Below are 25,415 nucleotides of genomic sequence, written 5' to 3' on the forward strand. Positions count from 1 at the left end.
TTTTTTTAAAATTTGATATTTAGACTAAAGTTTACTGATTTTACAGTTGGATAATTTCCGAAATCGTAACCACTAAGAGTGTTACTTGAAATATTACTATCAGGACTAGTTCCTTCATAATTAACCTCAGGATCTAAACCAGAATAATCAGTAATTGTAAGAAGGTTTTGAGCACTTACAGAGAATCTAATATTTTGCATTTTTAATTTTTCAGTAATTTCTCCAGGTAAGTTATATCCTAAAGCAATATTTTTTAATCTTACATAACTTCCGTCTTCAACAAAACGAGAAGAAATTTCTCTAAAACTGTTATTTCCAACACGAGGAACATCAGTATCAGTGTTTCCAGCTCTCCAAGCATTGTTATAATAGTCATAAGTAGTATTTGAATCTCCGTTTGCTAACTGAACGTTTGTCATATTGAAGATTTCACCACCTGATGAACCTTGGAAGAAAATATTTAAATCAAAATTTTTGTATCTAAAGTCATTATTAAGACCCCAGTTGAAATCTGGATTTGGATTACCAATGATAGTTTTATCAGATTCAGTAATATCACCACTTTCATCTACATCGTAAAATAATGGGTCACCAGCTACAGCATCAGGTAAAGTTGCTGTTCCATCAGGAGCAGTTCCACCTTGGTATACACCTGCATAGTCATAACCCCAGAATAAACCAATTTCTTCACCTACTCTTAAAATAGTACTGTCATCTAAACTAAAGTAACTTGGAGTACCATCGAAAAATAAATCTTTATCATTTACTAAGCTAACAACTTCATTTTTATTTCTAGAAATATTGAAGTTTGTTGTCCAAGAAAAATCATCAGTTGAAATATTTCTTGTGTTAATAGTTACCTCAAAACCTGAGTTGTTAATTTCACCTAAGTTTGTTAAAATTTCATCATTTAAGAATCCAAAGTACTCAGGAGTACCGTTGTTTCCTAAAATTAAATCTTTTGTATCAATGTTATAATAGTCTAAAGAAACTCTAATTGCACTATCAAATAATCCTAAATCTACACCAAAGTTTGCTTGGTAAGAAGATTCCCATTTTAAATCTGGGTTAGCAGGTTGGTCAGGTGTAACAGCTAATACAGTTTCACCGTTGCTAGAAGCATAAAGACTTTCGAATCTAGCTAAAGATTGGTAAGAAGCAATAGATGGGTTACCAGTAACACCATAACTAGCTCTTAATTTTAAGTTGCTAATTGTTTCACTATCTTTTAAGAAATCTTCATTAGAAACTTTCCAACCTAAAGCAGCTGAAGGGAAAGTTGCATATTTTTCATTTTCAGCAAAGTTAGATGCACCATCACGTCTTACTGTAGCTGTAATTAAATATTTATCTGCCCAATCATAATTAACTCTACCAAATACAGATTGAACTTCTCTAGTAGTAATTGATGAATCTGGTTGTAAAAATCCTGTTGAACTTCCTAAACCATAGTAGATAAAGCTATCAGAGATTAAACCAGTACCAGCAACATATGACATTTCATTCACATCTTTTTGGTAAGAGTATCCTCCTAATACAGTTAAATTACCATTTCCTAATTCTTTTGTATATGTTAAATAGTTCTCACTTAACACTGTAGTATTTTTCCAATTTTGGATACTAGCTCTACCTCCTACTGCACTTGCAGAAACAACTAAAGTTGAAGGAACATAAAGTCCTTGAGTTCTATTTCTTGTACTGTAACCAAACGTTGTTTTAAAAGTAAGGTTTTCTAAAATATCATAACTTAAATAAGTATTTACTCTAAAGTCATCAGTTTTTGTTTCATCAGTTCTTAAAGTTGCTACTGCGTATGGGTTATCAATTGGATCACCAACAGCTGTTTGTGTAGTATAGCTACCGTCAGCATTTTGAACTGGAAGGTCTGGAGCAAATCTCATTGCTAAAGAAATAACATCATCTCCACCACCACCAATTCCATTGGAACCTGTAGATTGTGTTGCTACTCCTTCTTTAGTTTCTCTACTTCCTGTAAGGTTCATACCGAATTTTAATTTATCAGTAATCTGAGTATCAATATTAGATAAGAATGTTGCTTTTTCAAAACCTGAGTTTACAATAACACCATCTTGTTTAAAGTAAGTACCTGAAGCATAGAAGTTAATGTTATCAGAACCACCTGACACAGAAACTTGATGTTGTTGAGTACTACCTGATTGGTAAATTAAATCTTGCCAATCTGTATCATAACCAGCATCTGGGAAAGGAGTTGTATTTCCTTGATTAGATCTAATCTCATTTTGATAGTCAACAAAATCACTAGCACTTAATAAATCTAAGCTGTTTGAAGTATTTTGAACAGCGTAAGTTGTATTAAGTTCTACAGAGATTCTACCTTTTTTACCTTTTTTAGTTGTTACCATTACAACACCATTAGATCCTCTAGAACCATAAATAGCTGTTGCAGATGCATCTTTTAAAACTTCCATAGAAGCAATGTCATTAGCTTGAGGCATTTGAGCACCTACGAAACCATCAACAACAATAAGAGGAGAACTACTTGCACCAATAGAAGTGTTACCTCTAATTTTAATACTAATAGGAGCTCCTGGCTCACCACCATTGTTAGACTGAACAACAACACCGGCTGCACGTCCTTGTAATGCTTGTTCAGCATTTTGAACTGGGTAAGCTGTTAATTCATCTGCTTTAATTGAAGAAACAGATCCTGTTACATCACTTTTCTTAACAGTTCCGTATCCAACTACAACAACTTCGTCTAATTGTGCAGAATCTTCTTCTAATACAATAGTTAATGTTGTTGCATCTGTAACGGTAATAGATTTAGCAACATATCCTAAAGATGAAAATTCTACAACTTCACCTGTACTAACCTCCAGTTGAAAATTTCCATCAAAGTCGGTGGTTGTTCCCCTTGACGTATTCGCTACAATAACATTTACCCCCGGCAAAGGGTTGTTTGCGATATCAGACACGGTCCCTGATATTTCATGTTTTTCTTGTGAGAATAATGAGATACTGACAAGCAATATCACAATTAAACTTAGTCTGGTTTTTAATTTCATTTGTTATTCAATTTAAGTTAATTTAAGTTTAAATATTTGGTAAACCAATTTGGTAATCCAATTTTATAGAGCCAAATGTATGTTAATTATTTCTTAACACGAAATAATTTTAGCGAATTTTGACAGAAAAATGATATTATACAATATAAATCTGTTAATTGACCAACAAAATCACCCTATTTATCACTTTTGACACCCAAATTACTTGAATTATATTTTTTTTGATTTACACCAAATTTGTCAACAAATGTAAGGGAATTCTAGTGTGGAAAAGTTCAAAAAAAGGTAGCTAAACATCCCAAAAAAGCATGTTCAATTCAAATTGCATAAAAATGCTATTATTCATCTAAAAATTGACTGGAAAACTTGCGTTGATACTGTGAAGGTGTTTCTCCATATTTTTTTTGAAAGCATTTACTAAAGTATTTCGGATTTTTAAACCCAACTTTATAACTAATTTGAGAAATATTAATTTTATTTTGTTCTAATAATTGCACTGCTCTCTTCATTCTAATCTCTTGAATAAAGTCATTTGGTGTAAAATTTGTCCAAGCTTTTATTTTGGTAAACAACATGGTTCTGCTCACTCCCAATTCTTCACAAAAAAATGGAATATCAAAATGTTCATTAGAAATATTGTTTTCTACAATTTTAAATGCTTTTTTTAACAATTCTTCATCAACAGAAGAAACTGTAATTTCACTTGGAGATAAATTAGTGTCTTGAGAGAACTTACTTTTTAAACGATGCACAGCCTCAAGCATGTTTTTTACCTTTAATTTAAACTCTTTTACATTAAAAGGTTTACTAATATATGCATCTGCTCCGCTTTCTAAACCTTCAAATTTATAAATTAAAGAAGAACGTGCCGTTAATAGCATTATTGGAATGTGACTTGTTTTTAAATTCTCTTTAATTTTTGAACACATTTCGGTTCCAACCATTTTAGGCATTATTACATCACTAATTATAAGATCAGGAACATGTTGTATTGCTTTTTCTAAACCTACCTTTCCATTTTCAGCCTCCAGGGTGTTGTATGTTGGCTTTAGTAAGTTTTTAATAAATGAGCGTAATGGTTTATTATCTTCAACAATTAATACTACAGGCTTGCTATCATCAACTACTAAATCATCAATATCATCTTCAAATTCAACCTTAGAAGTTTCTAATTGCGTTATATATTGACTTAAATCATCACTTGTTTTAAAATCATTTAAAATTTCTTCATCTAATAAATGTGCTCTTCCTAAAGGAATAGCAACTTCAAATATGGTTCCTTTTGGGTTATTAGTTGTTACATTAATAGCGCCTTTGTGCAATGACACAATGTTTTTAGCAATTGAAAGTCCAATTCCTGTACCTTTATTATAATCTTCTTTTAAATTGTTATGAATTTCAATTTCAAAAAAACGATCAAATATTTTATCTCTATATTCTTCTGCAATACCAACTCCACTATCTTCTACAGCAATAAAAATATGCTCATTATTATTGGTGACTTTTAATTTAATTTCGCCTCCTTTTGGCGTAAACCTAAATGCGTTTGATATTAAATTGTAAAATACACGTTCTAATTTTGCTCTATCATAATACACTAAAATAGTTTCATTAGAACATTCAAAGGTATAGGTATAGTCTCTATCTTTAGCATATTCACTAAATGAAAAATATATTTCTTTTAAAAATTTCACAATATTTCCTTGAGCTGAATATAGCTTAAATTGATTGTTTTCAAGCTTTCTAAAATCCATTAACCTATTAATAAGTTGCAGTAAATGATTAGCGCTACTTTCAATTACCAACAACTTTTTATGCATTTTATTGGAACCTTTATAGTTTAACAATAATTGTTGTAAAGGACCTAAAATTAAGGTTAGTGGTGTTCTAAATTCGTGTGAAATATTTGTAAAAAACTGCAGCTTAGCTTGATTGATCTTTTCAATACGTTCGTTTTCGAGATGTTCAATTTCTAACTGATGTTGTAATTTTTGTTTTGACTTTAAAAATAAATAGAGTCCAAACAATACAGAAGCTAATAAAATGGCATATAACATAAATGCCCACCAACTTTTCCAAGGCGCTGGCAACACAACTATTTTTAATTTTGTTGGCGTTTGATTCCAAACACCATTATTATTAGCGCCTTTTACTTCAAAAGTATAAGTTCCGGGAGTTTGAATTGTATAATTTGCTTCGGTATTTGTTGTTGAGATCCATTCATCCTCTAGTCCTACTAATCTATATGCGTATTGGTTATTTGCTGAATTTACATAATTAGGTATTGCAAAAGAAATGCTGAAATTAGCCATATTATAATCCAGAGTAACATTTTTTGTAAACGAAATGTTTTTTGTTAAAATAGCATTGTTATCATGACTCACTTCAACAATTTTATTTTGAATTTTAAAATTAGTGAGTACTACTTGTGGTGCGTATTTGTTAACTACAATATTTTTAGGGTTAAAATAAGAAACACCAGCAGGCCCACCAAAATAGAAATTATTCTCATTTAATTTTAAGCTCGCATTGTTATTGAACTCATTACTTATTAAACCATCTGTTTCATTATAAATAGTAGATTCAAAAGTTAATGTATTGTACTTAACAATTCCATTATTTGAACTTAACCACAAACTGCCATAATCATCTTCAACAATAGCATGTATTGAAGTTATCTCAAATTCGCCATTATCAATACTAATTCGCTCAAAATTTACACCATTAAACTTATAAAAGCCTTTTGCCTTAACACCTAACCAAATTGCGCCTTTACTATCTTCAAAGAGCGTTAAAATATCATCTCCAGAAAATGCTTCAGAATTAAAAAAGTAATGTTTTATTGTATCATTATTTGAAGAAATTAAATTTAAACCACTTTGAGTACCAACCCATATTTGCTTTTTTGAATCAATTAAAAGTGATCTAATTCTATTATTTGTAAGCGACATTTTATGCTCTTTATCACTTTTAAAAACCTCTAAAGATTTATATTTACTATTATATTTTATTAAACCATTTCCAAAAGTACCAAGCCAAATAGTATTTCCATCTTTTTTAATTACATAAACACCAACACCTTTTAACAATCTTTTTAATTCTGCACTTAAAGCAACATCTAAAACTTTTTCTTTCTTAACATTATAAACAACCAAACCTTGTCCAATGGTTCCAATCCACAAATTTTCTTTATCATCAAACAATAAAGATTTAATGCTGTTTGTAGGCAAACCATATACATTATCCATATTTAAGTAAGCGGCACTATTCTCTTTTGTATTTAATACCGTAATTCCTCCTCCTTCGGTTCCCAAATAAATATTTTTTTCACCATCTGTAACCATAGCACTTACAACATTAAAACTCAATGCTGCATTGGTAGAATTTTGATTTAAATTTGTAAAATTAACATTTGTTTTATCCCACAAATGTACACCTCCATAATAGGTTCCTACCCAAACTGATCCTTTTACATCAGAAAAAATAGATTTTATTTTTGTTATATTTTTATCTTTAATAGCTACCACTTTAGGTTGCTTGCTGTTTTTTTGTTTCAACACATAAACACCGCTATAACCGCCAATCCATAAATTATGATGTACATCCATATGCAAAGTTCTTACATCTGAATCTAATTTTTCTTTGGTTGAAAAAAGCTCAAGAACATCAGTATTTGAATTGTATTTTAGTAAACCTTTTGATTTTGTAGCCACCCATAAATTATGAGCTTCGTCTTCTAAAATGTCTTGTACAAAAATTTCAGTATTTAAATCGCCAGAGTTGGTTTTATATTCTTTAAAAACAAAATTTGCTCCATCTCTTTCAACTAATTTACAAACACCTTTAGAAGTAGCTATCCAAATATCACCATTAGCAACTTCAATAATTTTTAGCACAAAATTACTTGGTAAACTTTTTGGGTTTGAAGGGATATGAAATACATTCAGAAAAACACCTGTTGTTTTATTAAAAATTGAAATTCCGTTAGAAGTAGCAATCCATATTTCATTTTTAATTTCTTTAATACTCCAAATTGTATTATTACATAAAGACGTAGAATTATTTGTGTGAAAATATTTTTTGAATGTCTTTTCAACAGGATTGTAGCTGTTTAATCCGTTATAAGTACCAACCCAAATTAATCCTGAGGCATCTTCTTCAATTGCCAAAATATCACTATTACTTAACGTTAGTGAATCAGTTGGATTGTTTCTAAATATTTCAAAACTTGTACCATCAAATTTATTCAAACCATCTCTAGTTCCAAACCACATTTGTCCTAGTTGATCTTGATGAATGGCTATTACAGAACTTTGAGAAAGTCCGTTGGAAGTGGTTAAATTTCTAAATCGATAATTGGAGGTTTGTGAAAATCCTTTTGAAAAAACAACTATTAAAACTATTAATAAGTTAAAACTACGACGCATTAATTTGTATTTTTCTAGATTTTGTATTTTTCTAATGTATTACATTTTTAATTTTTATCCAACCTTTTTTGGAACTGATAATTATTAAAAGAAGCTAAATTGTATAAATTTGAAGTTAATAATATTTAAAAACAACTGCAACTCACTTTTCACAGAACCCTAAAAAATAGCTACTTAAACAACTTTTATATTTTATAAAAATACAAGTTAAACAACAACTAAAAGTACTAAAGTAGTTAACTAATAGTACTTTTTATGCACTTTTCTTTTAACATAAAAAACCTCCAACTTAAAAAGTTGAAGGTTCTATTTAGTGACCCTGGCAGGATTCAAACCTGCAACCGCTGGAGCCGAAATCCAGTGCGCTATTCAGTTGCGCCACAAGGCCTAATATGTTATCCTAACAGTTCTTTTACTACAGCAGAAATTGCCTTACCATCAGCTTTACCAGCCAATTGTTTTGAAGCCATTCCCATTACTTTCCCCATATCTTTCATAGAAGTAGCTCCGGTAGTTGAAATAATAGCTGCTACAACTTTTTGCAACTCATCTGCGCTCATTTGTTCTGGTAAAAACTGAGCAATAATTTCAACTTGAGCCAACTCAGGTTCAGCCAAATCTTTTCTATTTTGATCAATATACAAAGTAGCACTATCTTTACGTTGCTTCACCAATTTTTGAAGTAATTTAATTTCATCTTCAGAACTTAAACCTTCTGACCCTCCATTTTTAGTATTAGCTAATAATATTTCAGCTTTTATAGCTCTTAAAGACTCTAACGCAACGGCATCCTTAGATTTCATTGCTTCTTTCATTTTAACCATTATTTCTGCTTGTAAACTCATCTTGTCATATTTTATACTGCGAATATAAAAAAAAAGAACTCGAAAATCTTCAATAACAAGAGAAGATTTTCGAGTCTAAACTTAGAAAAATAGTCTAAGGGCAATCGTCTTTGGGCAATATTTTTTAATCTACGTTATCGTGTAAAAATGAATTATTTGATCTAAACTGAATATCATCATTATCATTAATTTCTAGTGTAGTTCTAGAAGCCTTTGTTTCTGATGAATGCGAATTATTTTCTAAGTTTACACCCATTCTTTTATAGGCCGGAACTTTTTCAATTTCTTCTATATTAGAACTCACATTGTTCTTAAAATTATAATTGAACTTCTTCATTTTCTCTCTTCTTTCTGAAGCTCTTTTTTGAAGTTCAGAAATTGTTAAATCTAATGGAGAAATTTCTTTATGATCAACTACTTCTTGTTCATTAATATCAATTTCTTCTGTTGAACGAAGTGTAATATTCATATCTAACGGCTCTTCTTCAACCTCAACTTTTGCAACCGGTTTTGGTTTAGCATTCACTAAATTATCTTCTAATTCAGTATAATCTTCTAAGCTAAAATACACATCCTTTTCAACCTTTTTTACAGGCTCTTCTATTGGCGCTGCTTCAGGCTCAATTACCTGATGATCTACAACTTCAATTTCTTTAATTTTTAAGCTAGGCTCAACTTCCAAATTTTCAACAATCTTTTCTTCTTTTGCAACTGGTTCAGGTGCTTTTGAAAGTGGCATATCAAATGTAAATGAAATTTGATTTTCTTCTTCAGGCTCAACCTTAGGCTCTTCAACTTTAGGTGTAACATCTGTAATTACAAAATCTTCAGGTGATGTTACTGCAACTTCCTCATAAATAACATCTAAATTATTTATAAATTCAGTTGTTGGAATAATTTTGAAATCATCTTCAACTTCTTCACCTAAATCATGAACAATTATTTCATCTTTCACCGCCTCTTCTTTTAAAGGGTTTGTTGGCGATTTACTTGTTACTTCAACTCCTTTGTTATCTGTCAAATCAAAAGTAGCTTCTTGCTCTTCTCCAAGTATATGTTTAACAATTTTAGGGTCTGTATTTGAAATTTCGTACTGCTGATCTTTAGTAAAACCAGTAGCCACAACAGTTACTGAGATTGAGTCACCTAATGCTTCATCTTCACCAACACCCATAATTATATTTACGTTTGACTTGGCTTCTGATTGAATGAAATCATTAATTTCTCCAATTTCGTCAATTGTTATTTCTTCAGAACCAGAAACAATTAACAATAGTACGTTTTTAGCTCCTGTTATTTTATTATCATTTAACAATGGAGAATCTAACGCTTTTGAAATTGCTTCTTCAGATCTATTAGTTCCTGATGCTGTTGCAGATCCCATAATAGCTGTACCACTATTTGACAATACTGTTTTTGCATCTTTTAAATCTATATTTTGAGTATAATGGTGTGTTATAACTTCAGCAATACCTCTTGATGCTGTTGACAACACTTCATCTGCTTTAGAAAAACCAGCTTTAAAGCCAAGGTTTCCATAAACTTCTCTTAATTTATTATTATTAATTACTACTAAAGAATCTACATATTCACGTAACTTCTCAATTCCTTTTTGAGCTTGATCATTACGCATTTTACCTTCAAAAGTAAAAGGAATTGTTACAATACCAATAGTTAACAAATCTAATTCTCTTGCTACTCTTGCAATAACTGGCGCAGCTCCGGTTCCGGTTCCTCCACCCATTCCTACATTAATAAATACCATTTTAGAATGTGTACCTAACATAGCTCTAATTTCCTCAATACTTTCTTCAGCTGCTTGTGCACCAACTTCAGGATTAGCACCAGCACCTAAACCTTCAGTTAAATCAGCACCTAACTGAATTTTTGTTGGAATAGGACTATTATGTAATGCCTGAGCATCAGTATTACAAATTACAAAATCTACTCCGTTAATTCCTTGTGAGTACATGTGGTTTACAGCATTGCTACCACCACCACCTACTCCGATGACTTTTATTACGTTGGACTGATTTTTTGGTAAATCAAATGAAATGTTGCTAAAATCTGAACTGCTCATAAATATGTATTTTGGTATGTTGATTCTTTTTCTTTACTTTTTATTACTCTGCGTTATCTAAAAATTCTTTGAATTTTTCTCCCCATTTTTCAAATAAGGTTTTCTTTGGTGGTTTTGGTTCTTCCTCCTTTTCTTCTTCCTCAACCTTTTCTATTTCAGGCTCATTCTGCTCAATAACTTCTTCTTCTAATTTTGGTTGTTCTGCCAATTTTGCGTTTTCCTTATCAAGTTGTTTTAAACCGTTCATTAACAAACCTACTGCGGTTGCGTATTGCGGACTTGATAAACTCTCATCAGAATCACCAGCTAAATTTTCATTAGGATAACCAATTCTTGAATCCATTCCTGTGATGTACTCAACTAATTGTTTCAAATGTTTTAATTGGGCTCCTCCTCCTGTAATCACAATTCCGGCAATTAATTTTTTCTTTGATTCCTCGTAGCCGTAATTTTTTATTTCTAAAAATACTTGCTCAATAATTTCAACAACACGTGCATTAATTATTTTTGAAAGATTTTTTAATGTAATTTCTTTTGGATCTCTTCCTCTTAAACCAGGAATTGATACAATTTCATTGTCTTTATTTTCACCAGGCCAAGCAGATCCAAATCTTGTTTTTAACAATTCGGCTTGCTTTTCAATAATAGAACAACCTTCTTTAATATCTTCAGTAATTACATTTCCTCCAAACGGAATTACAGCTGTGTGACGAATAATTCCATTTTTGAAAATAGCTAAATCTGTTGTTCCACCTCCAATATCAATTAAAGCAACACCTGCTTCTTTTTCTTCAGCACTTAAAACAGCCTCTGCAGATGCTAATGGTTCTAATGTTATTTCAGCTAAATTTAACCCAGCACTTTTAATACAACGCCCAATATTTCTTATGGAAGAAACCTGGCCGACAACTACATGGAAATTAGCTTCTAATCTACCTCCGTACATTCCAACAGGCTCAGTAATTTCTCCTTGACCATCAACTTTAAATTCTTGCGGAAGCACATGAATTATTTCTTCACCAGGAAGCATAACCAATTTATGCACTTGCTTTTCTAACATGTCTAAATCATCATCATCAATAACCTGTTCAGAATTTGCACGTGTAATATAATCACTGTGTTGTAAACTTCTAATATGTTGCCCAGCAATACCAACTACGGCATCTGTAATTTTAATTCCTGAAACTGCTATAGCTTCATCAACCGCCATTTGAATAGACTGAATGGTTTGTGTAATATTATTTACCACACCACGATGTACACCTAAACTTTTGGCTTTTCCAATACCAAGTATTTCTATTTTACCATATTCATTTCTGCGTCCAATCATAGCAACAATCTTTGTTGTTCCTATATCCAATCCTACTGAAATATCATTGTGTTCCATACCTTACCTTTTACTACACACAACTTGGTTGTTGTACTTTAAATTTATTAACGAATAATTATCTATTGTTTGGTCTGCCATTGTTTTACTAAAAAATGAATTTAGGTTCTTAAATTTTTGATCTAAATCATCAATTTTCCCAATTTCAATTTTTTGATCTCCAATGCGAGTACTTAAAACAAACTCATTATTTTCTAATTTACGCGCTCCAATTATTTGTTTTTTCAAAAATTCATCTTTCAAAATTTTTGTAATCAACGTATGAATTTGCGTATGATCCTCTTCACTTATATCCCCAGAAACTACTATAACTCTCGCCGAGTAATTTTTAGACAAAGGCATTTTTTTTGCCTGTTTGTCAATATAATAACTATCTAAATTTGATATAACTCTTGCAATAGGTGTTCGCTGTTTTACTACTGTTTTAAGCGAACCATCAATCGTTAAAAAAACTGAAGCATTTTCTACCATGGGGTGCGATAGCACATTCAACTCTAGTTTGTGTAAATCTATAACAGTTTTGGGCTCATTTACAACCGTCTTTCCATTTTGTATTAACAATTTATTAACCATCTCATAATCCATAAAAAGGCTGTTTCCTTCTTCAAATTCTATGGTAATTTCACGCACTGTTTTGGCATTGTTTTTCACATGAGAAAACCCAACCAAAAACGCTACTGACACCAGTAAAACAGGGCCTTTTATGAAATTCCAATTAATTTTCAACGCTCAAAATATTTTTAACATTTACCACTAATTCTCCTATATCTCCTGCCCCAATCATAACAATAATTTGAGCGTTAGATTTCAAAATATTTTCAACTAAATTTTCTTTGGTTGAAATTTGCTTGTTTTCGGCGGAAATTTTACCCAATAACCAAGCCGAAGTTACCCCTTCAATTGGTAATTCTCTTGCCGGATAAATGTCCAATAAAATCACTTCATTAAACCTTGAAAGTGCCTTTGCAAAATCGTCAATAAAATCGTTTGTTCTACTAAATAAATGTGGCTGAAAAACACCAAGTACTTTTTTTGATGGGTACATTTCTTTTACCGAATCAACTACCGCATTTATTTCAGTTGGATGATGCGCATAATCATCAATTAACACCAGATTATCTGTCTTAATTTTATAAGAAAAACGCCTTTTAATTCCTTTAAAAGAAAGTAAAGCTTTAGCAATGTTAGCTAAGGAAACTCCAAAACTATGTGCCATTGCTAAAGCTGCCACTGCATTTAGCACATTATGTTTTCCTGGTAAATTAAGTTCTATATCTTTTATTATTTCTGAAGGTGTAGCAACATCAAAAATGTACGTTCCTTCTTGAATTCTAATATTTGAAGCGTTATAATCTGCTCGCTCTTCAATTCCAAAAGTTACTCCGTTTATTGGCAATCCTTTTCTTACAAATAACGTGTCTGAAACTTTATTTGCAAATGCTTTAAACGACTCCTCTAACGCTGCTGAATTACCATAAATATCCAAATGATCAGCATCCATTGAAGTGATACAAGCAATATTTGGAGATAGTTTTAAAAATGAACGGTCAAATTCATCAGCTTCAACTACTGAAATTTCATTTCCGCCTAAAATTAAATTTGAATTATAATTTTCTGAAATTCCACCTAAAAAAGAAGTTGCATTTGTTTGCGCTTCTTTCATAATATGCCCTAAAATTGTTGAAGTTGTAGTTTTTCCGTGTGTACCAGCTACAGCCAAACAAATAGTATTTTTGGTAATTTCACCTAAAATCTCAGAGCGCTTCAATACTTTAAAATTATGATCTAAAAAATAATTTAATTCAGCATGATTTTTAGGAACCGCAGGCGTATAAATTACTATTGTATTTTGATTGTTTTTAAAATTGGAATTGATTAGCTCTACAGCATCATCAAAATGAATTTGAACACCCAAATTTTCAAGAGATGTTGTTATGTCAGTTGGCACTTTATCATAACCAGCTACTTGCTTTCCATTGCTAATAAAATAACTTGCAATAGCGCTCATACCGATTCCTCCGATACCTATAAAATAAACATTATGTATATTACTTAAATTCAAATTTCTTAACTAATCATTAATTTTTCAATTTCTTTTACAATATCTTTTGTAGCATTTGGCAAAGCTAGTTTCTTAATATTTTCGCTTAACTTTTGTTGTAATTCTTCATCTTTAATCAGTTCAGAAAACATTGTTTTAAACACTGTTATTTCTGATTCTTTTAGCAATAATGCAGCATCTTTATTTACAACTGATAAGGCGTTTTTAGTTTGATGATCTTCAGCCACATTTGGTGATGGAATAAAAATCACTGGTTTTCCAACAATACACAATTCTGAAATAGAACTTGCTCCTGCTCTACTAATTAGAACATCGGCAGCTGCGTAGGTTAAATCCATTCTATTTAAAAATGCATATGTTTGAACACCTACTAGCTTATCGTATTTTTTAAATTCTTCGTAATACAATTTACCTGTTTGCCAAATAACCTGCACTCCTAACTCAACCAACCACTTAATATGCGATTCAACCAAGTTATTTACAGCTCTAGCTCCTAAACTTCCACCAATAATCACTAAGGTTTTCTTAGTTTTATTTAGCTTAAAAAACTCAATAGCTTCAGATCGTTTATCATTTATAGTTAATAAATCTTGACGAACAGGATTCCCAGATTTTACAATTTTATTCGCAGGGAAAAACCGATCTAAACCATCATAAGCAACACAAATTTTATCTGCTTTTTTACTCAATAATTTATTGGTAATTCCCGGGTATGAATTTTGCTCCTGAATTAAAGTTTTAATTCCTTTTCTGCTTGCAGCATACAACGTTGGACCACTAGCAAAACCACCCGTACCAATAACTACGTTTGGTTTAAATTTTTTAATAATTTTATGTGCATTCCACAAACTACTAATTAACTTGAACGGGAACGACAAATTTTTCAAAGTCAATTCACGTTGCAAACCTGAAATCCACAACCCTTCAATAGCGTAACCTGCCTGCGGAACTTTTTCCATTTCCATTTTATCCTGCGCTCCTACAAACAAGAAATTTGCATTAGGATATTTTGCCTTCAATTCATTTGCAATAGAAATAGCCGGATAAATATGTCCGCCTGTTCCACCTCCACTTAATATGATATTAACCGATTGTTTCATGCAGTACATTTAAAGGGTTTTCATCACTAATTTCATTAGTTGACTTTTCATTGTTTGCTGTTACACTAAGTATAATTCCTATTGCAATACAGGTCATCCAAATTGATGTACCTCCACTACTAATTAATGGTAGTGTTTGCCCAGTTACAGGAAACAGATTTACAGCCACAGCCATATTTATAATAGCTCTAAAAATAATTGGCAAGCCTACACCAATTACCAATAAAGTAGCAAAAATGCTTGTTGCTTTTTTTGCTGCAATTAAAATTCGAATCAACAAAAAGAGGTAAAAAAAGATTAAAGTTCCTGCACCTAGAAGTCCAAATTCTTCAACCACTATTGCAAAAATAAAATCGGAAGACGATTGAGGTAAAAAGTTTTTTTGAATACTTTTTCCCGGACCTCTACCCTTTATTCCTCCACTTGCAATGGCTATTTTAGCTTTTTCAACTTGATAGCCTTCACTTCCGTTTTTATCAGAATAATTTTCAATTCTACTTATCCAGGTATCAACTCTATTCGGCATTGCATTTGGAAATGCTTTTGCAGAAAGCACGAACAGAGTTAACACAAATACACCTATCCCCACAACAGATGCTAAATATTTCCATGGATATCCGCCAATAAAACAAAGTAATAAAACCATTGAAAAAATAATGGCGGTAGTTGAAAAGTTTGCTGGTAAAATAAACATTAAAGTTACCGCTACAGGCAACCATAATTGTAAAATACTTTCTTTAAATAATATAATTTTTTCTTTATTTCGAGCTAAATACCTTGAAACGTACACCATTAAAACCAATGCCGCCAAAGTTGATGTTTGAAAACCAATACCAATTACTGGTATTTGAATCCATCTACTTGCATTTGCACCTCCAATAGTGGTTCCCTGAGACAACGTATAAATTAACAAAACAATAACTAGAGGCAGCGCTAGTACGGAACCTCCACTAAAATATCTATAAGGTACTTTATGCACCGCATAAATTATAAAAAAGCCACAAAATAATAAAAAAGCATGCTTAAATAAATGATAGGTAGTGGTACCATTATTGGCTACATACACCAAATTGGTACTTGCACTGTATACCGGCAAAAAGGACAAAATTGCTAAAATTGTAACAATAGCCCAAATAGCACGATCACCTTCAATATTTTTAAGGATACGTTTCATTTATAATTCTCTTACAGCTTGTTTAAATTTATTACCTCTATCTTCATAGTTTTCAAACAAATCAAAACTTGCACAAGCAGGAGACAATAATACGGTATCATCTTTTTCTGCAATTTTATAAGCAACTTTTGTAGCTTCTTCAGCTCCAGCAGTTTCAACAATTAAATCTACTACATTGTGAAAAGTTTGCATTATTTTTTGATTATCTACACCCAAACAAATAATTGCTTTCACCTTTTCTCTAACTAAAGGCATTAAGTCTAAATAATCATTTCCTTTATCTACACCACCAACAATCCATACGGTTGGAGATTGCATACAATCTAACGCGTAATATGTTGCGTTTACGTTTGTTGCTTTTGAATCGTTTATATATTGAACTCCATTAATTTTTAACACAGGTTCCAATCTATGAGCAGCACCCTCAAAATCTTCCAAACTTTCCCTTATTGTTTCCTTTCTTACTTTTAACAAGGTTGCTGCCATAGCTGCAGCCATAGCGTTTTTGGTATTATGATTTCCTTTTAATGCTAAAGTTTTAGTCTTCATTATATTTTCGTCTGTATTATATTTAATTCGTATATTATTATCTTTTATGTATGCTCCTTTTTCAACTTCTTCTTTCAAAGAAAAAGGCAATAAAGTGGCTTTAACTTGGTTGTTTTTTAACCAATTCACAATCACTTCATCATCAGCATCATAAATTAAAAAATCGTTTGCTGTTTGATTTTTTGTTATTCTAAATTTTGACGCGATATAGTTTTCAAACTTATAATCGTATCTATCTAAATGATCTGGTGTAATATTGGTAATTATTGCAATATGTGGTGCAAATTCTTCAATACCATCTAATTGAAAACTACTTAATTCTAACACCTGAATATCAACATGGCTTTCTGCAACTTGTTGCGCAAAACTAGCTCCAATATTCCCACCCATTCCAACACTTAAATTGGCTTTTTTCAAAATGTGATTTACCAACATTGTAGTGGTGGTTTTTCCGTTTGAACCGGTAATACCAACAACTACACTTTTTGAAAATTTAGACGCAAATTCTATTTCAGAAATTACCGAAACACCTTTTTCCTTTAATTCTTTTACTAAAGGAATTGTATCTGGTATTCCAGGGCTTTTCATCACAACTGTTGCATCAACAATTTTAGCTACTGTATGTTTTTCTTCTTCAAAAGAAATATCATTATTTAAAAGAACTTGTTTGTATTTATTTGCAATTGCTCCTTTGTCTGAAACAAAAACATTATACCCTTTTTGTTTACCAAGTATCGCTGTTCCAACACCACTTTCACCTGCACCTAGTACAACTAACTTTTTCATTTATCGTAACTTTAAAGTTACTATGGTTAATACCGCTAACATAATTCCAACAATCCAAAATCTGGTTACAATTTTACTTTCATGATAGCCTGATTTTTGATAATGATGGTGCAATGGAGACATTTTAAATATGCGTTTTCCTTCACCAAATTTCTTTCTGGTGTATTTAAAATAGCTTACCTGTAAAATCACTGATAAATTTTCTACCAAAAAGATACCTGCCAAAATTGGAATTAGTAATTCTTTTCTCACTGAAATAGCCAACACAGCAATAATTCCACCAATTGTTAAACTACCTGTATCACCCATAAACACTTGAGCTGGATACGTATTGTACCATAAAAACCCAATTAACGCACCAACAAATGCCGAAATAAAAATGGTCATTTCACCTGAATTTGGAATGTACATGACATCTAAATAATTGGCAAAAATAATGTTACCTGAAACCCACGCAAAAACTCCTAAAGTAAGCACAATTATTGCAGAAGAACCTGCCGCTAAACCATCAATTCCATCTGTTAAATTTGCTCCGTTTGAAACGGCGGTAATAATAAAAATTACAATTGGTATAAAAATAATCCACGCATAATCTCTAAGTCCATCTCCAAATAAATCAAGTACAGCCGCATAATCTAACTCATTATCCTTTAAAAAAGGAATAGTTGTTTGTGTTGATTTTTCTTCATCACCAAAAAGCTGAACTCTTCCATTTTCTGAAACCACTTCAACTCCTTGCGGAAGCTTTTCTTTCATTGTAACTCCTGGATGAAAATAAAGCATAGAACCAACAAAAATCCCTAAAGTAACCTGACCAAGTACTTTAAAACGACCTTTTAAACCTTCTTTATCTTTTTTGAAAATTTTAATATAATCATCCATAAATCCAATAATTCCCATCCAAACGGTGGTAACTATTAAAATTATGATATATACATTCTCTAATTTTGTAAATAACAACACAGGTATTAGTGTAGCCAAAATAATTATAACACCTCCCATTGTAGGTGTACCAGCTTTTTCTACTTGACCAACTAATCCTAAATCACGAACAGATTCACCAACTTGTTTTCTTTGTAAAAAACTAATTATTCGTTTTCCATAAATTGTAGAAATCAACAAAGAAAAAATGAACGCAATTGCAGAACGAAATGTAATATACTGGAACAAACTTGCCCCTGGCATACTGTAATGAGTTTCAAAATAATTAAATAAATAATATAACATATACGTTCTTTAGCTTATAGTAATTCTTTTATTTTTTCGTAATCATCAAAATGTGTGCGTTCTCCTTTCACTTCTTGATATGTTTCATGACCTTTCCCTGCAATTAAAATTATATCTCCTTTTTGCGCTAATTTAGCAGCGGCTTTTATTGCTTGAGAACGATCTAAAATTGACAATGTTTTTTTGAAATTTTGAGGCTCAACACCCACTTCAATTTCGTTTAAAATTTGTTGAGGGTCTTCATCTCTTGGGTTGTCTGAAGTAAAAATGACTTGTGTACTTAATTGCGAAGCAATTTTCCCCATCACAGGACGTTTTGCTTTATCTCTATTTCCTCCACAACCAACAACCGTAATAATTTCTTCGTTTCCTGTTCTAATATTTTGAATTGTTTCTAACACATTTTTTAACGCGTCAGGGGTATGTGCATAATCAATTATAGCAGTTACGCCATCTTTTGAAATAAAATGTTGAAATCTTCCGTTTACACTTTCCAACTCACTAATTAAAGTTAGAGCCTCTAAACGCTCTAATCCTAAAATGGTTGCCACACCGTACACAGCTGCCAAATTATAAGCATTAAAACTACCAATTAATTTAGTCCAAATTTCACTTCCATTTATGTTCAACACCAAACCATCAAACTGGTTTTCTAACACTCTCACTTTAAAATCAGCCATTGTTTTTAAAGCGTATGAATATTGTTTTGCCTTTGTATTCTGAAGCATAATTACTCCATTTTTATCATCCATATTTACCAAGGCAAAAGCTGTTTTTGGCAATGAATCAAAAAAGGATTTTTTTACATCTCTGTACTCCTTAAAAGTATTATGATAATCTAAATGATCGTGTGTTAAATTGGTATAAATACCACCTTCAAATTGCAACCCTGCAGTTCTTTTTTGATGAATTCCATGCGAACTTACCTCCATAAAACAATACGAAACTCCAGCTTCAATCATTTCATTTAAATATTGATTGATCAATAATGAATTTGGAGTTGTATGTGTAGCTTTATACACTTTTTTATCTACCAAATTTTGAACAGTTGAAAGCAACCCTGTTTTGTACCCTGCCTTTTGAAATAATTGATATAACAAAGTAACAATGGTTGTTTTTCCATTGGTACCAGTAACACCAACTAACTTTAATTTAGAAGATGGATTGTTATAAAAATTAGCAGCCATAATTGCCAAAGCCTCATCAGCATCTTCAACTTTTATATAAGTAACTTCATTTATAAACTGAACAGGGAATTCTTCGCATACTATTATAGTTGCACCTAATTCAATAGCTTTATCAATAAATTGATGTCCATCAAAAACCAATCCTTTTTGTGCCACAAACAATGCATCTAATTCAACTCTTCTTGAATCAAACTGAATTGCATTCACAAAACGATCTGTACTTCCGTTTACGGCAGTAACAGCTACTTTGTACAATATGTCTTTAACTAACTTCAATTAAACTAATTTTATTAAAATAGTTGATCCTTTTACTAACTTTTCACCTTCATTCATAGATTGTTCAGCAACTTTTCCGTTACCTTCAACCTTCACTTTTAACCCTAAATTTTCCAATAATGAAATAGCATCCATAGCTGCCATTCCTTTTACATTAGGAATTGACTTAAATTCAATATCAGCTATAGTATTATAAGCGCTATAGTTTTTTTGAACACTTCTAAAATCTGGCGTGGTATTCTCAATTGAATTTATAATATGATTTGAGGTATATATTTTATGAGCAATATCTTTAAAAACTGGACCAGAAACATCTGCCCCGTAATATCCTACAGATTTATCTGGCTTATGAATTACCACAATGCAGGAATATTTAGGGTCTTCCGCAGGAAAATACCCCGTAAATGATGAAATATATTTTCTATCCTTCACCCATTCTTGATAATTACCATATTCAGTTCGTGCAGTACCAGTTTTTCCGGCCATTGAGAAATTTTTATCATACAGCCTTGTTCCTGTTCCGCGCTCTACAACATTTTTTAAAATTTCTTGCACTTTACTAATGGTTTCCTGAGAGCATATTTGTGGATTTATTACTTCCTTTTCAAATTTCTCAACGTGCTTGTCGTACGAACGAATTTCCTTAACAAATCTTGGCTTTACCATTTCACCATTATTCGCAATTGCATTGTAAAAAGTTAAGGTTTGCAACGGAGTTAAACTTAAATTATAACCATAAGCAATAGATGGCAATGCATTTTGACTCCATATTTTATGACCTGGACTTGGTATTAACGGCGCTCCTTCACCTTTAATTGGCAATCCCAACTTATCATTTAAATTCATTTGTAACAATGGATTTATAAACTCTTCTGGCTTTTCTCCAAAATTCTCATCAATTAATCTTGCAAATGCAATATTTGAAGAAACTTCTAAAGCGCGCGCTGCAGAAATTTTACCGTAACCTCCTCGTCTAGAATCACTAATATATCTTTTATGCAAACGGTACCTTCCGTTACCAGTATCTACTACTGTGCTTGTATCAATTTTTCCAGACTCCAACGCCACCACCATTGCCATTACTTTAAAAGCTGACCCTGGCTCGTGAGACTCATAAACAGCATAATTTCTCTTTTCGTAATACTTTCCGTTTCTACCTCTTCCTAAATTAGAAATTGCCTTTACCTCACCAGTTTTAGTTTCCATAACCACCACACAACCGTGTTCTGCCTTGTAATGCTCTAACTGTCTTAATAATGAATGATGCGCAATATCTTGAATATTCACATCAATAGTAGTTACTATATCTTTTCCATTAATAGGCTCTTTCTCATTATTATCATTAATAGGCTTCCACTGTCCTTTTGCAATCTTCTGCTTTAATCGTACACCATTAATACCTGTTAAATAACTTCTGTAAGCACCTTCAATCCCAGGAGCACCTCTATAATCATCATACCCAATAGTTCTTTCTGCAACTTTATCTAAAGGATGTGCTCGCACTGTTGTTTGCTCAGCTATAAAACCACCTTTATACACTCCTAAATTAAAAATTGGAAACTTTTTAATTTTAACATAATCTGTGTACCCAACTTTTCGAGCAATAAAAAGATATCTACTTTTTCTACTTCGCCCTCTTCTAAGTTTTGTTTCCCATGTTGAGGCAGAATTTCCAAACATTTTAGACAACTCTTTTGACAAACCTTTTACATTTTTTTCAAACACCTCACCATCAACAGTTACCAAATCCATTCGGATTTCATATTGAGACATAGATGTAGCTAGTAAACTTCCATCTGTAGAAAACACACTTCCTTTATTCGCATAGATTGTATCTGTTTTTATAGTTAAATCTTCAGACATACTTCTATACTTATCACCATGCACAAATTGAATGCGTACCAACTGCGTAACAATCGCTATGAAAAACACAACGACCAAAAGCAATACAAAATTTAGTCTATTTAGTATGTTTTTTTTAGTTACTGCCAAGGGTGATTATTTTTTTGAAATTACATTTATTACTTGCGGAGGGGTTTCGCTAGGCACTAAACCTATTTCAACCACTTTCTTTCGTATGGACGATTCTAATTTCATTTTCATTGAAATTGAACGTAAATCAACAAAGTGAGCTCTTAACTCTTTCACCTCTTTGTTTAGCTTTGCAATTTGCATCACTTTTTTATCTGAACTATGCGCACTTGCAATCATTAACAACATTAACAGCACAATAAAGGAGATAAACCCCCAATTATTTAAAGAGTCGTCACTAATTAGAAACTTCCCTTTCAACACATTAAATATGCTATCTTTTATACCTGCCATTTACGAAAGTGTTGCAATTCGAAGCTTTGCGCTTCTTGCTCGGTTATTTTCTTTTATTTCTTTTGAATTAGGAATAATTAATTTCCCTACTTTTTTCATTGGAACTTCAATATTTCCAAAAAAATCTTTTTCTGGCTGACCTTCAAACATTCCATCTCTAATAAAACGCTTCACCAACCTATCTTCTAATGAATGATATGAAATAACACTCAATCTTCCTTCACTATTTAATATTTCAGGTATTTGCAATAAAAACTCTTTTAAAACATCTATTTCCTGATTTACCTCAATTCTAATTCCTTGAAAAATTTGCGCTAATATTTTGTGCTCTTTTGCCTTCGGAATAAATTGACTTAACACTTCTTTTAACTGAAAACTTGTTTTTATAACTCCTTCTGAACGTTTTTCAACAATTTTTTTAGCAATAGCTCTAGCGTTTCTTAACTCACCATACTGAAACAACACATTACTCAACTGTTCTTCATCATAATTATTCACCACCTCAAACGCAGACAAACCAACCGATTGATTCATCCTCATATCTAACTCCGCATCAAAACGCGTTGAAAAACCTCTATCAGCCTCATCAAACTGATGAGAAGAAACTCCTAAATCAGCCAACACTCCATCTACTTTTTTAACTCCGTAAAAACGCAAATACCTTTTTATAAATCTAAAATTTTGAGGAATAAGCGTAAATCTTTCATCATCAATACTGTTTCTTTGGGCATCCTCATCTTGATCAAACGCAAACAATCGCCCATTTTCATTTAAGCGACTTAGAATTTCTCTTGAATGACCACCGCCCCCAAAAGTAACATCTACATACACACCATCAGGTTTAATATTTAAACCATCAACACTTTCATTTAACAACACCGGATTATGATATTCCATTCTCATCGCTATTTATAGTTCCCATCACCTCTTCAGCTAAATCTGCAAATTCATTTGCAGCATCATCAATAGCTTTTTCATAATTATCCTTATCCCAAATTTCAATTATATTTACAGCTGACGAAAGCACCACATTTTTTGTGATTCCAGCAAAAGCATGCAAATCTTTTGGAATTAAAAGTCGTCCTGAAGCATCTAACTCAATAATTTTTACACCTGCAGTAAACCTTCTAATGAAGTCATTATTCTTTTTAACAAACCTATTTAGCTTGTTCACTTGACCCATTAAAACATTCCACTCAGACATTGGATACAACTCCAAACATGGCTGAAACACAGAGCGTTTCAGTACAAAACCATCTTGCAACACAGGAAGCAACTGCTTTTTAAGCGCAGCTGAAAGCACCAACCTCCCTTTGGCATCTGCTTTCCCTTCGTATGTTCCAATTAAATTTACCATAGCTATTCTGACTGAATTCAAAAATATAAATTTTTTCCCACAATTTTCCACATTTACCCACTTTGTTGATAACTTTTACCACCTCACTTCCACTTTAAGCTATTATTTTGACCATCAAGCTCTTAAAAATAAATTTGAAGTGAATTTTAAATAAGTGTCATTTTCAAAAAAAAGACTACCTTTGCTTTACATAAAAAATGTGTATTTAATGAGTTTAACGCTTATAAAAGAAGGTAAATTTAGCTATACGGAAGCAGGTGAAGGGCAACCTATAATTTTGCTCCATGGATTAATGGGCGGACTAAGTAATTTAGAAAGTATTTTTGGCCATTTCTCAAAACTAGGGTATAGAGTAATTATGCCCGAGCTACCAATATATACGCTACCTATATTAAAAACCAACGTTCGAAATTTATCAAAATATCTAAAGGAATTTATGACTTTCAAAAATATTGAAAGTGCCATTTTATTGGGGAATTCTTTGGGTGGTCACATCGCATTGTATTTTGCAAAAATGAACTTAAAAAATGTTGACGGCCTTGTGTTAGCTGGAAGTTCAGGATTGTACGAAAACTCAATGGGAGACAGTTATCCAAAAAGAGGAGATTACGATTATATTAAAACAAAAACCGAAGCTGTTTTTTACAAACCTGAAATCGCTACAAAAGAGATGATTGATGAAGTGTATGCTTCTGTAAACGACCGAAGTAAAGTTTTAAAAACATTGACAATTGCCAAAAGTGCTATTAGACACAATATGGCAAAAGATTTACCAAAAATGGACATTCCAACGTGTATTATTTGGGGTAAAAATGACACCGTAACACCTCCTGAAGTTGCAGTAGATTTTGAAAAATTAATGCCTGATGCCGATTTATTTTGGGTTGATAAATGTGGACATGTACCAATGATGGAACATCCTGAATTATTCAACGAAATTTTAGAAAACTGGCTAAAAGAACGCAACCTTTAGGTCATGAAAATTAAAACTGCCAATTTTGTAATCAGTAATTCTGACGTGGCTAAATGCCCAAAAGATCGTATTGCAGAATACGCTTTTATTGGCAGATCTAATGTTGGAAAATCTTCGTTAATCAATATGATTACCGAAAGAAACAAATTGGCTAAAACTTCTGGAAGACCAGGAAAAACACAACTAATTAACCATTTTAAAATTAATAACGAGTGGTTTTTAGTTGATTTACCAGGTTATGGTTATGCCAGAGTTTCTAAAAGCATCAAAAAAACGTTTCAAAGCTTTATAAAAAAATATTTTTTGAACAGAGAGCAATTAGTTTGCACTTTTGTTTTGATTGATTCTCGCCTTGAACCTCAAAAAATTGATTTAGAATTCATGGAGTTTTTAGGAGAAAACGGCATTCCTTTTTGCATTATTTTCACCAAAGTAGATAAACTAAAATTAAATGAATTGAATAAAAACATTCAATTTTATTCAAAAAAGATGACAAGTACGCTTTGGGAAGAAATGCCACAATATTTTACTACTTCAGCATCAAATTCTACAGGAAAAAAAGAATTACTTAACTATATTGATCAAATAAATAATCAATTAGAAAAATCTTAAA

18 protein-coding genes and 1 tRNA gene are annotated in these 25,415 nt (G+C 31.8%); 2 read left to right on the top strand and 17 right to left on the bottom strand.

Annotated elements, in window-relative coordinates; genetic code table 11:
• Nucleotides 1–5: 5 nt before the first annotated feature.
• The 17 genes from ACFQ5N_RS12685 to ACFQ5N_RS12765 all read right to left on the bottom strand — a co-directional run bounded on the left by ACFQ5N_RS12685 (nucleotide 6) and on the right by ACFQ5N_RS12765 (nucleotide 23,829).
• Nucleotides 6–3,047, bottom strand: coding sequence for a SusC/RagA family TonB-linked outer membrane protein (locus tag ACFQ5N_RS12685; RefSeq protein WP_386810001.1), 3,042 nt, complete (start codon nucleotides 3,045–3,047; stop codon nucleotides 6–8).
• 338 nt (nucleotides 3,048–3,385) lie between these two features.
• Nucleotides 3,386–7,474 (bottom strand): two-component regulator propeller domain-containing protein, encoded by a 4,089-nt coding sequence (locus ACFQ5N_RS12690; protein WP_386810003.1) that lies wholly within the window; start codon nucleotides 7,472–7,474, stop codon nucleotides 3,386–3,388.
• 314 nt (nucleotides 7,475–7,788) lie between these two features.
• Nucleotides 7,789–7,862, bottom strand: a tRNA-Arg gene (locus ACFQ5N_RS12695).
• Between the two features lie 7 nt (nucleotides 7,863–7,869).
• Nucleotides 7,870–8,319 carry a GatB/YqeY domain-containing protein gene (locus ACFQ5N_RS12700; protein WP_386810004.1) on the bottom strand — a complete coding sequence of 150 codons (450 nt, stop codon included), beginning with the start codon at nucleotides 8,317–8,319 and terminating at the stop codon, nucleotides 7,870–7,872.
• Nucleotides 8,320–8,443: 124 nt separating this feature from the next.
• Entirely contained in the window at nucleotides 8,444–10,399 is a 1,956-nt protein-coding gene (gene ftsZ, locus ACFQ5N_RS12705) for a cell division protein FtsZ (protein WP_386810006.1), read from the bottom strand.
• Nucleotides 10,400–10,442: 43 nt separating this feature from the next.
• Nucleotides 10,443–11,786, bottom strand: a complete 1,344-nt coding sequence (ftsA, locus tag ACFQ5N_RS12710) for a cell division protein FtsA (RefSeq protein WP_386810008.1) — start codon at nucleotides 11,784–11,786, stop codon at nucleotides 10,443–10,445.
• Nucleotides 11,787–11,789: 3 nt separating this feature from the next.
• Complete coding sequence (locus tag ACFQ5N_RS12715) at nucleotides 11,790–12,512, bottom strand: cell division protein FtsQ/DivIB (RefSeq protein ID WP_386810009.1); 723 nt, start codon at nucleotides 12,510–12,512, stop codon at nucleotides 11,790–11,792.
• Nucleotides 12,502–13,848 carry a UDP-N-acetylmuramate--L-alanine ligase gene (murC, locus tag ACFQ5N_RS12720; RefSeq protein ID WP_386810010.1) on the bottom strand — a complete coding sequence of 449 codons (1,347 nt, stop codon included), beginning with the start codon at nucleotides 13,846–13,848 and terminating at the stop codon, nucleotides 12,502–12,504. The genes ACFQ5N_RS12715 and murC overlap by 11 nt, the downstream gene beginning before the upstream one ends.
• Nucleotides 13,849–13,853: 5 nt before the next feature.
• On the bottom strand, nucleotides 13,854–14,948 hold the full coding sequence (gene murG, locus ACFQ5N_RS12725) for an undecaprenyldiphospho-muramoylpentapeptide beta-N-acetylglucosaminyltransferase (RefSeq protein ID WP_386810011.1): 1,095 nt from the start codon (nucleotides 14,946–14,948) through the stop codon (nucleotides 13,854–13,856).
• A complete protein-coding gene (locus ACFQ5N_RS12730; RefSeq protein WP_386810012.1) occupies nucleotides 14,932–16,122 on the bottom strand; it encodes an FtsW/RodA/SpoVE family cell cycle protein in 1,191 nt (396 codons plus the stop codon). Before ACFQ5N_RS12730 ends, murG begins: the two co-directional genes overlap by 17 nt.
• Entirely contained in the window at nucleotides 16,123–17,457 is a 1,335-nt protein-coding gene (murD, locus tag ACFQ5N_RS12735) for a UDP-N-acetylmuramoyl-L-alanine--D-glutamate ligase (protein WP_386810014.1), read from the bottom strand.
• Nucleotides 17,458–18,684 (bottom strand): phospho-N-acetylmuramoyl-pentapeptide-transferase, encoded by a 1,227-nt coding sequence (mraY, locus tag ACFQ5N_RS12740; RefSeq protein WP_386810016.1) that lies wholly within the window; start codon nucleotides 18,682–18,684, stop codon nucleotides 17,458–17,460.
• A 14-nt stretch (nucleotides 18,685–18,698) separates the two neighbouring features.
• Nucleotides 18,699–20,147 carry a UDP-N-acetylmuramoyl-L-alanyl-D-glutamate--2,6-diaminopimelate ligase gene (locus ACFQ5N_RS12745; RefSeq protein ID WP_386810017.1) on the bottom strand — a complete coding sequence of 483 codons (1,449 nt, stop codon included), beginning with the start codon at nucleotides 20,145–20,147 and terminating at the stop codon, nucleotides 18,699–18,701.
• Entirely contained in the window at nucleotides 20,148–22,139 is a 1,992-nt protein-coding gene (locus tag ACFQ5N_RS12750) for a penicillin-binding protein (RefSeq protein ID WP_386810019.1), read from the bottom strand.
• 6 nt (nucleotides 22,140–22,145) lie between these two features.
• Nucleotides 22,146–22,472, bottom strand: a complete 327-nt coding sequence (locus ACFQ5N_RS12755) for an FtsL-like putative cell division protein (protein WP_386810020.1) — start codon at nucleotides 22,470–22,472, stop codon at nucleotides 22,146–22,148.
• Nucleotides 22,473–23,369, bottom strand: coding sequence for a 16S rRNA (cytosine(1402)-N(4))-methyltransferase RsmH (rsmH, locus tag ACFQ5N_RS12760; protein ID WP_386810022.1), 897 nt, complete (start codon nucleotides 23,367–23,369; stop codon nucleotides 22,473–22,475).
• The gene (locus ACFQ5N_RS12765; RefSeq protein WP_386810396.1) at nucleotides 23,356–23,829 is read right to left on the bottom strand and encodes a division/cell wall cluster transcriptional repressor MraZ; all 474 of its coding nucleotides are present in this window, start codon (nucleotides 23,827–23,829) and stop codon (nucleotides 23,356–23,358) included. The genes rsmH and ACFQ5N_RS12765 overlap by 14 nt, the downstream gene beginning before the upstream one ends.
• A gap of 208 nt (nucleotides 23,830–24,037) precedes the next feature.
• Here ACFQ5N_RS12765 and ACFQ5N_RS12770 point away from each other — a divergent pair, with 208 nt between their 5' ends.
• Nucleotides 24,038–24,802, top strand: a complete 765-nt coding sequence (locus tag ACFQ5N_RS12770; protein ID WP_386810023.1) for an alpha/beta fold hydrolase — start codon at nucleotides 24,038–24,040, stop codon at nucleotides 24,800–24,802.
• A gap of 3 nt (nucleotides 24,803–24,805) precedes the next feature.
• Nucleotides 24,806–25,414 (top strand): ribosome biogenesis GTP-binding protein YihA/YsxC, encoded by a 609-nt coding sequence (gene yihA, locus ACFQ5N_RS12775; protein ID WP_386810024.1) that lies wholly within the window; start codon nucleotides 24,806–24,808, stop codon nucleotides 25,412–25,414.
• Nucleotide 25,415 lies beyond the last annotated feature (1 nt).

It is taken from the genome of Lutibacter holmesii (assembly GCF_042679665.1).
Taxonomy (GTDB): domain Bacteria; phylum Bacteroidota; class Bacteroidia; order Flavobacteriales; family Flavobacteriaceae; genus Lutibacter; species Lutibacter holmesii.